At 62.1% G+C, this 14,729-nt stretch carries 16 protein-coding genes; 14 read left to right on the top strand and 2 right to left on the bottom strand.

The genetic code is table 11. The features are described 5' to 3' along the window. The first annotated feature begins 139 nt into the window (after positions 1 to 139). On the top strand, positions 140 to 505 hold the full coding sequence (locus LHFGNBLO_RS13680) for a RidA family protein (protein ID WP_258608158.1): 366 nt from the start codon (positions 140 to 142) through the stop codon (positions 503 to 505). A gap of 297 nt (positions 506 to 802) precedes the next feature. Here the strand turns inward: LHFGNBLO_RS13680 and LHFGNBLO_RS13675 are convergent, their stop codons facing one another. After that, positions 803 to 2,593 carry an NAD(P)/FAD-dependent oxidoreductase gene (locus LHFGNBLO_RS13675; protein WP_258609712.1) on the bottom strand — a complete coding sequence of 597 codons (1,791 nt, stop codon included), beginning with the start codon at positions 2,591 to 2,593 and terminating at the stop codon, positions 803 to 805. A 244-nt stretch (positions 2,594 to 2,837) separates the two neighbouring features. Here LHFGNBLO_RS13675 and LHFGNBLO_RS13670 point away from each other — a divergent pair, with 244 nt between their 5' ends. The 4 genes from LHFGNBLO_RS13670 to dapA all read left to right on the top strand — a co-directional run bounded on the left by LHFGNBLO_RS13670 (position 2,838) and on the right by dapA (position 4,631). Beyond that, the gene (locus LHFGNBLO_RS13670; protein WP_258608157.1) at positions 2,838 to 3,026 is read left to right on the top strand and encodes a hypothetical protein; all 189 of its coding nucleotides are present in this window, start codon (positions 2,838 to 2,840) and stop codon (positions 3,024 to 3,026) included. A gap of 23 nt (positions 3,027 to 3,049) precedes the next feature. Continuing rightward, entirely contained in the window at positions 3,050 to 3,265 is a 216-nt protein-coding gene (locus LHFGNBLO_RS13665; RefSeq protein ID WP_258608156.1) for a hypothetical protein, read from the top strand. 74 nt (positions 3,266 to 3,339) lie between these two features. Beyond that, on the top strand, positions 3,340 to 3,765 hold the full coding sequence (locus tag LHFGNBLO_RS13660) for a hypothetical protein (protein ID WP_258608155.1): 426 nt from the start codon (positions 3,340 to 3,342) through the stop codon (positions 3,763 to 3,765). Then, positions 3,762 to 4,631 carry a 4-hydroxy-tetrahydrodipicolinate synthase gene (dapA, locus tag LHFGNBLO_RS13655; RefSeq protein ID WP_258608154.1) on the top strand — a complete coding sequence of 290 codons (870 nt, stop codon included), beginning with the start codon at positions 3,762 to 3,764 and terminating at the stop codon, positions 4,629 to 4,631. Before LHFGNBLO_RS13660 ends, dapA begins: the two co-directional genes overlap by 4 nt. Positions 4,632 to 4,748: 117 nt before the next feature. On the opposite strand, the gene LHFGNBLO_RS13650 is transcribed toward dapA, so the two are convergent. Beyond that, the gene (locus LHFGNBLO_RS13650; protein ID WP_258608153.1) at positions 4,749 to 5,048 is read right to left on the bottom strand and encodes a hypothetical protein; all 300 of its coding nucleotides are present in this window, start codon (positions 5,046 to 5,048) and stop codon (positions 4,749 to 4,751) included. 457 nt (positions 5,049 to 5,505) lie between these two features. Between LHFGNBLO_RS13650 and kdpF the strand changes: the two genes are divergently transcribed. The 9 genes from kdpF (at position 5,506) to LHFGNBLO_RS13605 (ending at position 14,728) form a co-directional block, all read left to right on the top strand. Continuing rightward, the gene (kdpF, locus tag LHFGNBLO_RS13645; protein ID WP_081609884.1) at positions 5,506 to 5,595 is read left to right on the top strand and encodes a K(+)-transporting ATPase subunit F; all 90 of its coding nucleotides are present in this window, start codon (positions 5,506 to 5,508) and stop codon (positions 5,593 to 5,595) included. Positions 5,596 to 5,628: 33 nt separating this feature from the next. Further along, positions 5,629 to 7,332, top strand: coding sequence for a potassium-transporting ATPase subunit KdpA (gene kdpA, locus LHFGNBLO_RS13640; RefSeq protein WP_258608152.1), 1,704 nt, complete (start codon positions 5,629 to 5,631; stop codon positions 7,330 to 7,332). A gap of 25 nt (positions 7,333 to 7,357) precedes the next feature. Beyond that, entirely contained in the window at positions 7,358 to 7,573 is a 216-nt protein-coding gene (locus tag LHFGNBLO_RS13635) for a hypothetical protein (RefSeq protein WP_258608151.1), read from the top strand. Then, the gene (kdpB, locus tag LHFGNBLO_RS13630) at positions 7,570 to 9,663 is read left to right on the top strand and encodes a potassium-transporting ATPase subunit KdpB (RefSeq protein ID WP_258608150.1); all 2,094 of its coding nucleotides are present in this window, start codon (positions 7,570 to 7,572) and stop codon (positions 9,661 to 9,663) included. Before LHFGNBLO_RS13635 ends, kdpB begins: the two co-directional genes overlap by 4 nt. A 12-nt stretch (positions 9,664 to 9,675) precedes the next feature. Then, complete coding sequence (kdpC, locus tag LHFGNBLO_RS13625; protein ID WP_258608148.1) at positions 9,676 to 10,239, top strand: potassium-transporting ATPase subunit KdpC; 564 nt, start codon at positions 9,676 to 9,678, stop codon at positions 10,237 to 10,239. A gap of 57 nt (positions 10,240 to 10,296) precedes the next feature. Continuing rightward, entirely contained in the window at positions 10,297 to 13,017 is a 2,721-nt protein-coding gene (locus LHFGNBLO_RS13620) for a sensor histidine kinase (protein WP_258608146.1), read from the top strand. After that, the gene (locus LHFGNBLO_RS13615) at positions 13,014 to 13,706 is read left to right on the top strand and encodes a response regulator transcription factor (protein WP_258608143.1); all 693 of its coding nucleotides are present in this window, start codon (positions 13,014 to 13,016) and stop codon (positions 13,704 to 13,706) included. The genes LHFGNBLO_RS13620 and LHFGNBLO_RS13615 overlap by 4 nt, the downstream gene beginning before the upstream one ends. 115 nt (positions 13,707 to 13,821) lie before the next feature. Next, positions 13,822 to 14,124, top strand: coding sequence for a hypothetical protein (locus tag LHFGNBLO_RS13610; protein WP_258608141.1), 303 nt, complete (start codon positions 13,822 to 13,824; stop codon positions 14,122 to 14,124). Between the two features lie 127 nt (positions 14,125 to 14,251). Next, a complete protein-coding gene (locus tag LHFGNBLO_RS13605; protein ID WP_258608139.1) occupies positions 14,252 to 14,728 on the top strand; it encodes an NUDIX hydrolase in 477 nt (158 codons plus the stop codon). Position 14,729 lies beyond the last annotated feature (1 nt).

The raw sequence follows: 14,729 nt of genomic DNA, 5'->3' as shown, positions 1-14,729 counted from the left end.
GCTCTTGCAAGAAAGCAACATGCATTTCAAAAACCGTTGCTTCCCGACAAGGCCTCTATGAGGACCGTATCGTGAGGCGTAGAGGGTCCGGAAAAAACGGGATTGCAGGCGTCCCGCCACTTCAAAGGAGGCTTTTTCCTTGCCCAAACAGTGTTTTGGAACATCCCATGTCCCGCTGTCCCCGGCCGTCCGAGCCGGCGATTTCGTCTATGTCTCCGGCCAGGTTCCGGTCGGCAGCGATGGCTTGGTGGTCAAGGGCGGCATCGCCGAGCAGACCGAGCAGGTGCTTTCGAATGTGACGGCGGCACTTGCGCTGGCCGGCTGCACCATGGACGATGTGGTCAAGACCACGGTCTGGCTCGAAGACGCGCGCGATTTCGGCGCCTTCAATACTGTCTATGCCAGACATTTTCCTGAGAATCCGCCGGCCCGCACCACCGTCGAATCGCGGCTGATGATCGATATCAAGATCGAGGTCGAAGCCGTCGCCTACAGGCCGGTTTGACAGGACGATCGAACGGAGGCAGGCGCCGGCGGCACATGGTAGCCGAACGAGGCGGCGGACGATCTCAGCGAGACCGAACGCTTTGAACCTCACGCGCATCAAAACGCATGTGGACATCGCTGCCAGGCATTTCGGGCGTGGGTGATCTCCCCCCTCGAGGGGGAGATGTCGCGAAGGCGACAGAGGGGGTCGCCGCGCGTGAAGCGCCAACCTCCATCTGTCGCAAGAGGCCGAGCCCAGTCAGACCAACCCCCTCTGGCCTACCGGCGATCTCCCCCTCAAGGGGGAGATCGAACTTCACCGTCCTGCGTTGCTCGGCGCCCCATACACCGGCGTAGCAATACCTTCCATCCGCGCCTTGATCTGCAGCGCCACGAATTTCGAATAGAAACGTGACAGCGCCAAATTGCCGCCATGGAACCACAGCGCATCCTGCGCGGTCGGCTTCCACATGTTCCGCAACTCGCCTTGCCATGGCCCCGGATCGCCCTTCATGCCGGAGCCCAGACCCCAGCACGGGCCGACCTTGTCGGCGACCTCGCGCGAAACGATCCCCGCCACGGTCTCGTTCATCGACTGATAGCCGGTGCAGGAGATGATCGCGTCGGTCGCCAGTTCGGTGCCGTCGTCGAACAATATCCCTGTCGGCGTCAGCGATTTGATCGCCACCCCGCTGCGGATGCCGATCTCGCCATCGATGATCAGATCCGAAGCGCCGACATCGATGTAGAAACCCGAGCCGGTGCGGTAGGCCTTCATCAGCAGTCCGGTCTCGTCCTCGCCGAAATCAAGCGCGAAACCCGCGCCGCGCAGCCGGTCATAGAATGCCGCATCGCGCGCCTTGATGACTTCGTAGAGCGCTTGCTGGCCTTTCGGCAGCAGCGCGAACGGCATCGAGGCGACGATGATGTCGGCCTTCTCGGTGGTGATGCCGCGCGCCAGCGCCTTCTCGGAAAAGATCTCGAAGCCGACCTCCATCAGCGTATCCGATTTGACCACCGTCGTCGGCGACCGCTGGACCATGGTCACCTCAGCGCCGCTCTCCCACAGGTCGACGCAGACATCATGTCCCGAACTTGCCGCGCCGATGACGGAGACCTTCTTGCCGCGAAACTTCTCACCACTGGAATACTGGCTGGAATGCAGCAGTTCGCCCTGGAACAGGTCGGCGCCGGCCAGGTCGATCTGCCTGGGCGGGCCATAGGCGCCGGTCGCGAAGACGATGTGCTTCGGCTTCAGCGTGATGCGCTGGCCGACGCGATCCACCACGACCGTCCAGATTTTCTCGGCCTCGTCATAGGCGGCGCTGACGCATTTCGTGGCGACCCAGTAATTGAGCTCCATGACGCGCGTATACATTTCCAGCCAGTCGCCCATCTTGTCCTTGGGCGTGAACACCGGCCAGTTTTCCGGAAACGGAATGTAAGGCAGATGGTCGTACCAGACCGGATCGTGCAGCACGAGCGTGCGATAGCGCTTGCGCCAGGAATCGCCGGCCCGGGCATTTTTCTCGATGACGAGCGCGGGCACGCCCAGTTGCCGTAGCCGCGCGCCCAGCATGATGCCGCCCTGGCCGCCACCGATGACCAGGCAGTAGGGCTGCTCGCTGGCGCCGAGATCCCGCGTCTCTCGCGCCCTCGCCTCCGACCAGGTCTCGCGGTCCGGATCGGCCTTGTGGCGTACACCCAGAGGCCGCGCAGGACCCTTGCGCTCTTCAAATCCCTTGAGGTCGCTCATTGCCGTGAACAGCGTCCGGCATCGGCCGTCCTGCAAGCGCATTATGCCCTGGCCGTGGGCCGATGACGTCTCGAAGGTGAACCAGGCTTCCACCGTGCCTTCGTCTGAGGTCGCCTCGCCGGCGAGTTGCCATGCGGCCGGCTTTGTCGTCGCCAGCGTCGCGTCCAGCATATTCCTGATCGCCGCGCGGCCTTCCATGGTCTTGATGTTCCAGGTGAAGGTCAAGAGATCGCGCCAGTAGCAGTCCTCTACGAACAGGTTGGACACGGCCGCTGCGTCGCGCGCTTCGAGCGCGCGCGCAAACGAGGAAAGCCATGTCGCCGCCTGTTTCGATGGTGCCATATCGAGCATCTGTTCTTCCTTCATCTCCACGCCAAGCGCGACGAAAGGTGGTTTCGACAACCATCGAGGTTTTCTGAAGCCTGATCGGCCCATTTGGCAAGCCCCAAGGACACATATGACTTTTTGATATTTTTCCCTGTTCCTCTGTCTCGAATACAAATGCCGAGCCTTCTATTTTTCTCGAAGCAGCCAGGTTTTAACCGCTGCAGGCAGTCGCTCGTGACGGCGACCGCGAAAAAAGAAGGGAAATCCGATGTATCGTAGCCACGGACTTTATGTGCCCACCCATCGCCCGCTGCCAGTGTCGTCTGTGAAAGCCGACATCAAGGCAGCCATCCGCGATACCAGGGCACCATCAACCGCACCGTTCAGATTGACCAAGGCGCTGCTGACAATCGGCTTCCTGCTGACTGCCGCGGCGATCGCCGCCTCGCTTTCGTGATCCGATACCAAAAGAGAATAATCATGCCTAACCCCGTACGAACGTCGAATGCTCATCATCGCTTCGTCATCGGGCTCGATGGCGACGGCCATTGGATCGCCCGCGACGAACAGGGGCAGACAGGCGGCGTTTTCGCCGACAGGCTTTCCGCGATCCGTTTCGCGACCATGGAGAGCGACCACCAGGCCGGCGCGATACGATTCGCTCCCCGGTCCGCACGCCTCTCGCTGTTCAACTGAGCAGCCACCGGCCTGGACGAAGCCATCCAACCGCTGACGTCAGAATTCTTTCGGGCACATTGCGGTAGCCAATCATGGAAACCCCCGACCTCACCGATCTGAGCAGCCTGCTCGAGCGCTTGACGGATACGCGCAGGCTTCTCGACCACCAGTTGTGGGAAGCCGCACGCACCCTGTCCCTCGACAGATCGTGCCCCACTGGCCGGCGATTTGCCGACCTGGTCGAGGCCGGCGCCACGCTCGATGCCGCCATGTTGCTGGTCGCCAAGTCGAGCCCCGGCCGCTCAGTAACGAACGTCAGCAGCTCTGGAAGTCGCTGGACGTGCACCGTTCGACCGATGGCGGTTCTCCCCGGAACAGTGCCAAAGCGGTTCAGAACGGAACATACGGATTTGCCCGCCGCGGTTCTCGCCTCGCTGATTTCCTCATTTCTAGATGCAGATGAGAGCCCGCAAGCAGAAGGGCTGTCCAAACCGGCAAAAGGAAACTGTCCACCATGAAACCTGAACAAGCACGATTGCGCCTGCATGGCGCCATGACCGCACTGGTGACGCCATTCTCAAATGGAGAAGTCGACCTGCCCGGCCTGACGACCCTGCTGGAATGGCAGATCGAACAGGGGATCGACGGCCTGGTCCCTTGCGGCACCACCGGCGAGGCGCCGACCTTGTCCTGGGAAGAACGTCTCGACGTCCTTGCCCGGTGCGTGAAGGTCGCCAGCGGCAGGGTGCCGGTCATCGCCGGCACCGGCACCAACAACACCGAAGCGACGATCGCCTTTACCACCGCGGCGGAAGCTTTTGGCGCCGATGCCGCCCTGATCGTGACGCCGTACTACAACAGGCCGACGCAGGAAGGCATCTACCGCCATTTCGAGGCCATCGCCCGCAAGGTCAGGATTCCGATCATCGTCTACAATGTTCCGGCTCGCACCGGCGTCGACCTGTCCCGGGAAACGATCGAGCGCCTGGCGCAAATCCCGACCATTATCGGCATCAAGGACGCGACTGGCGATCTGAACCGGCCGTCATCGCTTGCCGCTGCTCTGGGAGACCGCTTCATCCAGTTCTCCGGCCATGATTCGACATCGTTCGGCTTCAACACGATGGGCGGCCGCGGCACGATTTCCGTGGTCTCCAACGTCGCGCCCCGCCTGTGCGTCGAAATGCACGATGCGTGCCGCGCCGGAGATCACCACAGTGCCAGGGCCATACATCATCGGCTGCGGCCGCTCATCGCGGCCCTGGAACTGGAGAGCAATCCAATCCCGGTGAAGTATGCATTGCACCTTGCCCCTTGGACTGAGTGCCGATGTTCGCTTGCCGCTGACGCCGGTGCAGCCGGAAACCGCCGGCGCCATCCGTGAAGCGATGCTGGTGCTGGCCGAGAACGACAGCAGCGTCTTCAATTCGAGACGGGCTGTCGTAAACGCCGGGCAATGGTGGGTCTAGTCGAATAGGGCGAAGGTTCCAAGGACACGCTATCAGCCTTTCTTCGCCCGCCCACTCTTCTCCTCCATGAGATAGACCAGCCCGGGCCGAACGATCCATTCGCCGGTGCACAGGCTCTCGACGTCGAAGCGTCCGTCGGCAGCGCGCGGCGCAACGCCCGCATAGCGGTAGCGATGTCCGCTGGCGTCGACGACGGTTTCCGCGATTGGCGCGCCTGCCAGATGGCCGATGGTTGCCCCTTCGGATCGAAGATTCGCCAGAATGAAATACTCGGTCGGCAGGCTGCGCCCAACCTTGGCACTGAGCTTGAACGGATTGAGGCTTTTGTTCATTGGGACCACCGGTCGCATTCGCGCGATCAGGTGTGCGTCACCTCTGGATCGGCCCGCGAACAGACCTGCGTCACATAGTCGGCAGCCACATATGAATTCGAGAGGACTGCGCGACCTAAATTATAAACGCCGCATAGGGGACGGCTACCCAAGGCCGCCGACTGCGCAAAACCTTTATAGGAATTTTATATCTTTCCCCGCCGCTCCGTCTCGAACCTTTATGGCGATCGGGTCCATATTCCAACACGAGCAAAACACTCCGGACGCTGTAGCTGGTCAAGCTACGGCGAGCCGTTCTTATGGAATCGCCAACCTGCTGACTGCAGGCGCGAATACAAACCAAAATAAGGAACATGCACGATGGACATCATCGTTCTCGGAATAGGGGTTTTGTTCTTCGCCCTGTTCTTCGCCTACGTCAAAGCTTGCGACATAATTTAATTGGAAGGCTCCGACAATGCTTGTCGACTATATCCTCGGTGGCGGTGTGACCTTGTTCCTTCTCGCCTACCTGACATACGCCCTCGTTCGCCCAGAACGCTTCTGATCGCCACTGGCGCAAGGCACGGAAAGCTACACCATGACAATCAACGGATGGATACAGATCCTCGTCTATTGCGGCATCGTCGTTTTGCTTGTGAAGCCGCTCGGCGGCTACATGCATCGCATCTTCAGCGGCGAGCGCACATTGCTGTCGCCGATTCTTGGCCCGCTTGAGCGCGGGCTCTATCGCATTTCGGGAACCAGCGAGCGCGAGGAGCAGCACTGGACCAGCTATGCGGCCGCCCTGCTGTTCTTCAACCTGGCCGGCTTTCTGGTGCTCTATTTCCTGCAGCGGCTGCAGGGGAGCCTGCCCTATAATCCCGCCGGCATGACCGCCGTCGAACCGGGGCTTGCCTTCAACACTGCCGCCAGCTTCATGAGCAACACCAACTGGCAGAACTACGGCGGCGAAAGCACGATGTCCTATCTCGTGCAGATGGCCGGCTTCACCGTCCAGAATTTCCTGTCCGCAGCGACCGGCATCGCCATCGCCATTGCGCTGATCCGCGGCTTCGCCCGGGCGTCGGGCAAATCGATCGGCAATTTCTGGGTCGATATGACCCGCAGCACCCTCTATCTGCTGCTGCCGCTCTGCATCGTGCTGACGCTGGTTTATGTCTGGCTCGGCATGCCGCAGACGCTCGGCGCCTATGTCAACGCAACCACCCTTGAAGGCGCGCAGCAGACGATCGCGGTCGGCCCTGTTGCCTCGCAGATCGCGATCAAGATGCTCGGCACCAATGGCGGTGGCTTCTTCAACGTCAACGCAGCACATCCTTTCGAGAACCCCGACGCGATCTCCAACCTGATCCAGATGGTGACGATCTTCGCCATCGGCGCAGCACTGACCAACGTTTTCGGCCGCATGATCGGCAACCAGCGCCAGGGCTGGGCGATCCTGGCCGCCATGGGCGTCATGTTCATCGCCGGCGTCATCGTCTGCTACTGGGCCGAAGCCGCCGGCAACCCGCTCGTCCATGCACTGGGTATCGACGGCGGCAACATGGAAGGTAAGGAGAGCCGCTTCGGCATCGCTCTGTCGGCGCTGTTCGCGGTCATCACCACCGCCGCATCCTGCGGAGCCGTCAATGCCATGCATGGCTCCTTCACCGCGCTTGGCGGCATGATCCCGATCATCAACATGCAGCTCGGCGAGGTCATCGTCGGCGGTGTCGGCGCCGGTCTCTACGGCATCCTGATGTACATCGTCGTCGCCGTCTTCGTCGCCGGACTGATGGTGGGCCGCACGCCCGAATATCTCGGCAAGAAGATCGAGGCCAAGGAGGTCAAGATGGCAATGCTGGCCATCCTTTGCCTGCCGCTGGCGATGCTGATCTTCACGGCAATAGCCGTCGTGCTGCCGACCGGTGTTGCCTCGATGGGCAATGCCGGTCCGCACGGCTTCTCCGAGGTTCTCTATGCCTATACCTCGGCAGCGGCCAACAATGGTTCGGCCTTTGGCGGCCTGACCGGCAATACGCCCTGGTACAACATCACCATTGGCATCGGCATGCTGATGGGTCGCTTCCTGGTGATCATCCCGGCTCTGGCAATCGCCGGCTCGCTGGTGGCGAAGAAGACGGTTCCGGCCTCCGCCGGCACCTTCCCAACCGATGGCCCGCTGTTCGTTGGGCTGCTCGTCGGCGTCATCCTGATCGTCGGCGGCCTGACTTTCTTCCCGGCTCTGGCCGTCGGACCGATCGTCGAACATCTGGCTGGTATCCATGGGCAGACATTCTGAAACCGTCCCTCCCTGGATCAACGTCATGTCCTGGTTCAAGAACATGCGTCGCAACGTTCGACCCCGGGCAGATCATGAGGGGGAGCCAACTCCCCCTCCCTTCCCGACCGTGTCCACATTCCTGGGCATTGCGGCAGTCATGATCGTGATCTGGCTGCTGGCCTACGGGCCGCCACACTTCTTTTCGGCATCCGATCGATCGGCGCCGTCCAACAACATCGACACTGGAGCCACCAAATGAGCCAGTCCAAATCCGCGAGCATCATGGATGCCCGCATCCTGCTGCCCGCCATCGGCGGCGCCTTCAAAAAACTGAACCCGCGCACGCTGATCAGGAACCCGGTGATGTTCGTCGTCGCCGTCGTCTCGGCGCTCACCACTGTTCTCTTCGTCAAGGACCTCGTCAGCGGCGGCGGCGATCTCAGCTTCTCGCTGCAGATCATCATCTGGCTGTGGTTCACGGTCCTCTTCGCCAACTTCGCCGAAGCGGTCGCCGAAGGCCGCGGCAAGGCGCAGGCCGACTCGCTGCGCAAGGCTCGCACCGAGACGCAGGCCAAGCTGCTGGCCGGCGAGGACCGGACAAAATTCAAGCTGGTGCCCGGCACAAGCCTTAAGGTCGGCGACGTCGTCCTGGTCGAGGCCGGCGACATCATCCCGTCGGACGGCGAGGTGGTCGAAGGCGTCGCCTCGGTCAACGAGGCGGCGATCACAGGCGAATCCGCACCTGTGATCCGCGAATCCGGCGGCGACCGTTCAGCGGTGACCGGCGGCACGCAGGTGCTGTCCGACTGGATCCGCGTCCGCATCACCGCTGCTTCCGGCCATACTTTCCTCGACCGCATGATCTCGCTGGTCGAAGGTGCCGAGCGCCAGAAGACCCCCAATGAGATCGCGCTCAACATCCTGCTCGTCGGCATGACCCTGATCTTCGTGCTGGCAACGGCGACCATCCCGAGCTTCGCCTCCTATTCGGGCGGCTATATCTCGGTGACCGTTCTCGTCGCCCTGTTCGTCACCCTGATCCCAACCACCATCGGTGCCCTGCTGTCGGCCATCGGCATTGCCGGCATGGACCGCCTGGTGCGCTTCAACGTGCTGGCCATGTCCGGCCGCGCCGTTGAAGCGGCAGGCGACGTCGACACGCTGCTGCTCGACAAGACCGGAACGATCACGCTCGGCAATCGCCAGGCGACGCAGTTTCGTCCGGTCAAGGGCGTCACCGAGCAGGAACTGGCCGATGCGGCACAGCTTGCGTCGCTTGCCGACGAGACGCCAGAGGGCCGCTCGATCGTCGTGCTAGCGAAGGAGAAATACGCCATCCGCGCTCGCGACATGGCAACGCTGCACGCCACGTTCGTGCCCTTCACCGCGCAAACCCGCATGAGCGGCGTCGACATCGATGGCTCGTCGGTGCGCAAGGGCGCCGTCGATTCAGTTCTCGCGCACGTCAACCAGTCGACCGTCGCCGCCCAGGGCACGCGCCCAAGCAGCGACGCCATCCGCGACCTGCAGGCGATCGCCGACGAGATCGCCAAATCCGGCGGCACGCCACTGGCGGTCGAGCGCGACGGACGCCTGCTCGGCGTCGTCCATCTCAAGGACATCGTCAAGGGCGGCATCAGCGAACGCTTCACCGAACTTCGCCGCATGGGCATTCGCACGGTGATGATCACCGGCGACAATCCAATGACGGCGGCGGCGATTGCGGCCGAAGCCGGCGTCGACGACTTCCTTGCCCAGGCAACGCCCGAGGACAAGCTGAAGCTCATCCGCGACGAACAGGCCAAGGGCAAGCTGGTCGCCATGTGCGGTGACGGCACCAACGATGCGCCGGCGCTCGCCCAGGCCGATGTCGGCGTCGCCATGAACACCGGCACGGTCGCCGCGCGGGAAGCCGGCAACATGATCGATCTCGACAGCGATCCGACCAAGCTGATCGAGATCGTCGAGATCGGCAAGGCCTTGCTGATGACGCGCGGTTCGCTGACGACCTTCTCCATCGCCAACGACGTGGCCAAGTATTTCGCCATCATCCCGGCAATGTTTGCCGTCTTCTACATCGCGCCGGGCCAAACCACCGGCCCGCTGCAGGCGCTCAACATCATGCATCTGGCAACGCCGCAGAGCGCCATTCTCTCGGCCATCATCTTCAACGCACTGATCATCATCGCGCTAATCCCGCTGTCGCTGAAAGGCGTCAAATATCGCGCCATCGGCGCCGGCGCGCTGCTCAGCCGCAACCTGCTTGTCTACGGCCTCGGCGGCATCATCGTTCCGTTCGTCGGCATCAAGGCGATCGACATGATCGTCACCGGCCTCGGCCTCGCATAAGGAACTACGCCCATGCTCAAACAAATCAGACCCGCGATCATCATGATCGTCTTCTTCACCCTGCTGACCGGCCTGATCTATCCGATCGGCATGACCGGCGTCGCCCAGGCCCTGTTTCCGCACCAGGCCAATGGTAGCCTGATCGAGAAGGACGGCAAGGTCATCGGTTCCGAACTGATCGGCCAGGGCTTCGCCAGCGACCACTATTTCCATGGCCGCCCGTCGGCTGCCGGTGACGGCTACAACGCCGCCGCCTCCAGCGGCACCAACCTCGGCCCGACCAACCCCAAGCTGATCGACCGCATCAAGGGTGACGCCGAAAAACTGAAGGCGGAAAATCCGAACCAGCCTGTTCCCATGGATCTGGTGACGACATCGGGCAGCGGTCTCGATCCGCATATCAGCCCTGAAGCCGCCTACTTCCAGGTTGCCAGGGTTGCCAAGGCCAGGGGTGTCGACGCGGCCAAGATCAAGGCTCTTGTCGACAGCAATGTCGAAGATAGGGAGCTCGGCTTCATGGGCGAGCCGGTGGTCAACGTGCTGGCGCTCAACCTTGCGCTGGACGCCGCGAAATAGTGAATGGTGCCGGCCGGGGATCGACAGTATCCCCGGCGCCATCCATGATCGAACCTGATGCCGGACGACAGCCGCAACGAAACCAGACCTTCTCCAGACGCGCTGCTTGATCATGCGGAGCGGGAGGCGCGCGGTCGCCTGCGGATATTTCTGGGCGCAGCCCCAGGCGTCGGCAAGACCTACGAGATGCTGATGTCGGGCCGCGCCAAGCTGGCCGATGGCACGGATGTGGTGATCGGCATCGTCGAGACCCACGGTCGCAAGGAAACCCAGGCGCTGGTCGAAGGCTATGAAGTCATCCCGCGCCAGAAGGTCGACTACAAGGGGCGCTTGCTGGACGAGATGGATATCGATGCCATTCTTGCCCGCCGCCCTGCTCTCGTGCTCGTCGACGAGCTCGCCCATACCAATGCGCCGGGCAGCCGCCATCCCAAACGCTATCTCGATGTTCAGGAAATCCTGACGCACGGCATCGACGTCTACACGACGCTCAACATCCAGCATGTCGAAAGCCTGAACGATGTCGTGGCGCAGATCACCCGTGTACGGGTTCGCGAGACGGTTCCCGATTCCATCATCGACCAGGCCGACGACATCGAAATCATCGATCTCACTCCCGACGACCTGATCAAGCGACTCGAGGAAGGCAAGGTCTACTTCCCCAACACCGCCCAGCGCGCGATCGAAAACTATTTCTCGCCAGGCAATCTGACCGCGCTCAGGGAACTGGCGCTACGGCGTACGGCCCAGCGCGTCGACGAGCAGTTGCTGACCCACATGCAGGCCCACGCTATCCCTGGGCCGTGGGCGGCGGGTGAAAGGGTTCTCGTCTGCGTCGACGCGCGTCCGGGTGGGGCCGCCCGCGTCCGCTATGCGCGCAGGCTGGCTGACCGGCTCCGCGCGCCCTGGACGGCGCTTAACGTCGATACCCCTCGCTCGGCCGCGATGTCCGAGGAGGACAAGGACCGGCTGGCGGCGCATCTGCGCCTTGCCGAGCAGCTCGGCGCCGAGGTGACGACCATTCCGGGTCAGAACATTGCGCAGGATATCGTCCGCCATGCGACGGCGAACAATTTTACCCACATCGTGATCGGCAGGCCGACCCGATCACGCTGGCGCGAATTGATCGAGGGCTCGCTCACCTACGATCTCATCCGCAATGCCGGCGACATCAGCGTCCATGTCATTTCGGGAACCGAGCGGGGCACAGAGGCAGCGTCGAGGAACGTCCGGGCGGCGACCGAGCAATGGCAGTTCCAGGTCTGGCCCTATCTCAAGGCCACGGCCTATGTCGCTGGCTCGCTCGCCTTCGCCGTCCTGCTCGACCAGTTTCTCGACGTTCGCAATCTCGCGATCATCTTTCTCATTGCCGTCCTGGCATCGGCGGTGACCGGCGGTCTCTGGCAGGCGCTTTACGCCTGTTTCGTTAGCGCCCTTGCCTTCAACTATTTTTTCCTCGAGCCACGCTACACGCTGACGATCAGGGATCCGGAGAGCATTGTTGCGCTTGGCGTGTTCCTCGTTGTCGCCGTCATCGCCAGCAATCTGACCGCGCGCGTGCAGCGTCAGGCTGTCGCCGCCCGCTCGCGGGCACGCGCCACCGAAGATATTTACCTCTTTTCAAAGAAGCTCGCCGGCGCCGGCACGCTCGACGACGTCCTGTGGGCCACCGCTTTCCAGATCGCCTCGATGCTGAAACTGCGGGTCGTGCTGCTTCTGCCCGAAAACGGCTCGATCACCGTCAAGGCCGGCTATCCGCCCGACGACACGCTGGCCGAGGCCGACATCGCAGCCGCCCGCTGGGCCTGGGAACACAACCGCGCCGCAGGTCGCGGCGCCGACACGCTTCCCGGCGCCAAGCGCCTCTATCTGCCCCTGCGAACCGGGCGCACCGCGATCGGCGTCGTCGGCCTCGACAACGACAAGCAGGGTCCGCTGCTGACGCCCGAGCAGCAGCGGCTGCTCGATGCGCTCGCCGACCAGGCCGCTGTCGCCATCGAGCGCATCCAGCTTGTCGCCGACGTCGACCGCGCCAAGCTCGCCGCCGAGGCGGACCGGCTGCGCTCCGCCCTGCTCACCTCGATTTCCCACGATCTGAAAACGCCGCTCGCCGCCATCATGGGCGCCGCCGGCACGCTCCGGGAATTCGCGGCCGCTCTTCCCGAACAGGACCGGGCGGAGCTTTTGTCGACCGTACTCGATGAATCGGAACGCCTGAATCGCTTCATCGCCAATCTGCTCGACATGACCAAGATCGAATCCGGCGCCATGGAGCCGAACTATGCCTTCCACTATGTCGGCGACATTGTCGGCTCCGCGCTGCGGCGAGCGAAGAAAATCATCGGCGAACACAAGACCGAAATAGAGATCCCCTCAGATCTACCGATGTTGCGGCTCGACCCTGTCCTGTTCGAGCAAGTGCTGTTCAATCTCCTCGACAATGCCGCAAAATACGCCCCCGCCGCTTCGACGATCCGGCTGCAGGGCTGGGCCGACAACGGTTCCGTCATCCTGCAGATCATGGACGAGGGACCGGGCATTCCCCCTGGCGATCTGGAGCGTGTATTCAATACGTTCTACCGGGTCCGCAAAGGCGACCAGATCCGCGCCGGCACCGGGCTTGGGCTGTCGATTTGCCGCGGTTTCATCGAGGCGATGGGCGGTACGATTTCGGCGGCAAACCGGACCGACCGCTCGGGTGCTGTGTTCACCATCCGGATGCCGGTTCCCGCGGAGATGCCCGATGTCGAAGACGCCAATGTGGATGATCTGGCATGACCAATTCAAACGTCAAGATATTGGTCGTCGATGACGAGCCGCCCATCCGCAAACTGCTGCGCGTCGGCCTCGGCAGCCAAGGCTACGCGATCAGCGAGGCACCCAACGCCAAGGCCGCGATCGAGCTCGTGGAGATGGAAAGGCCGGACCTGATCCTGCTCGATCTCGGCCTGCCCGGCATGAGTGGCCATGACCTTTTGCGCAAATGGCGCGACGATGGCCTCGACGTTCCCGTGGTCATCCTGTCCAGCCGCACCGACGAGGCCGGCATCGTCCAGGCTCTGGAACTCGGCGCCGACGACTATATCACCAAGCCATTCGGCATGAACGAACTGGTCGCACGCATCCGCGTGGCGCTCCGTCACAAATTCCAGCAGCAGGGCGAAAAGCCGGTGTTCCATACCGGCGATCTCACGGTCGACCTGGTCAAGCGCATCGTCAAGGTCGAGGGCAAGGAGATAAAGCTCTCGCCGAAGGAGTACGACATCCTGCGCATCCTAGTGCAGCACTCGGGCAAGGTGCTCACCCACCATTTTCTGCTGAAACAGGTCTGGGGCGATTCAACCGACGTGCAGTATCTCAGGGTCTACGTTCGGCAGCTCCGGCAAAAGATCGAGAAGACGCCCGACCAGCCGCGCTACATCACCACCGAAACCGGCGTCGGATATCGCCTGCGCGACGTCGAGTGACGGCCACGGCGACAGCGCCACCGAGCGAACTTGCCAAAATGCGGCCGCAACCATGGCACATCAGGACAAACGCACTATATGATTGGAGGGTTCTGTTTCCAGCGGGAACAAACGGATGTCACCGCTTCGCTTATCGACCGTTTTTGTGTTCGCACTGCTGGCATCGGCGACGATGCCGGGCGCGACCGCACCTGCCTCGGCGCAGGTTGCCAATCCCAGCAATAGCAAGGCGCTGCTCCCACGAAACGAACTGCGGGCGTTGCAGAACAAGCTGCAACGGCAACAATTCCAGCAGCAGCAGCAGCAATTCCGTGCCCAGGATCGCGAAATCGTAACCCCGCAGCCACTGGTGGTACCGCGTATGCGAAGCTGCCAGCTGCAGCCTTCGGGCAACGGTTTTGTGACCGTTTGCCGCTGACAAGCCGGCGTTTTCCATTTATTTAGCCGACTTATCTGCTTGGGATGCCGCTCGGCATCAAAGACAGTTTTGGGTTTTGCAACAGTGCGCTTCGCGTTATGGCACTGTTACGACTGGGTTTTCACGAATGGCAGCAACCAAGAAGAAAGCGGTACGCAAGGCAAAGAAGGGCGAAAGGATCCGCCAGGTCGCGGCTATTCCCTTTCGGCTGAGCGAGCATGGCGATATCGAGGTGATGCTGGTCACGTCACGCACGACCAGGCGGTTCATCGTGCCCAAGGGTTGGCCGATGAAGGGCAAGAGCGGGCGCAAGGCGGCCATGATCGAGGCGCAGGAAGAGGCTGGCGTCCTCGGCAAGATAATGAAGGAGCCAGCCGGGACCTATTCCTACTGGAAACGGCTGGAGAACCGCTTTGTTCGCGTCGATGTCATCGTCTTCCTGCTTGAGGTGACGGAGGAACTGGCCAACTGGCCGGAAGCCAAGAAACGGGAGCGGGCATGGCTGACGCCGATCGATGCGGCACTGCTCATCGATGAACCGGATCTTTCAACGCTTTTGAAAACCTTGAAGCGGCCGCAACCTGCACCGGACGATTTGATTTGAG

Source organism: Mesorhizobium sp. AR10 (assembly GCF_024746795.1).
Classification (GTDB): Bacteria; Pseudomonadota; Alphaproteobacteria; order Rhizobiales; family Rhizobiaceae; genus Mesorhizobium.
The sequence above is the reverse complement of the archived record's forward strand: the minus strand, read 5'-3'. Positions and strand labels throughout refer to the sequence as shown.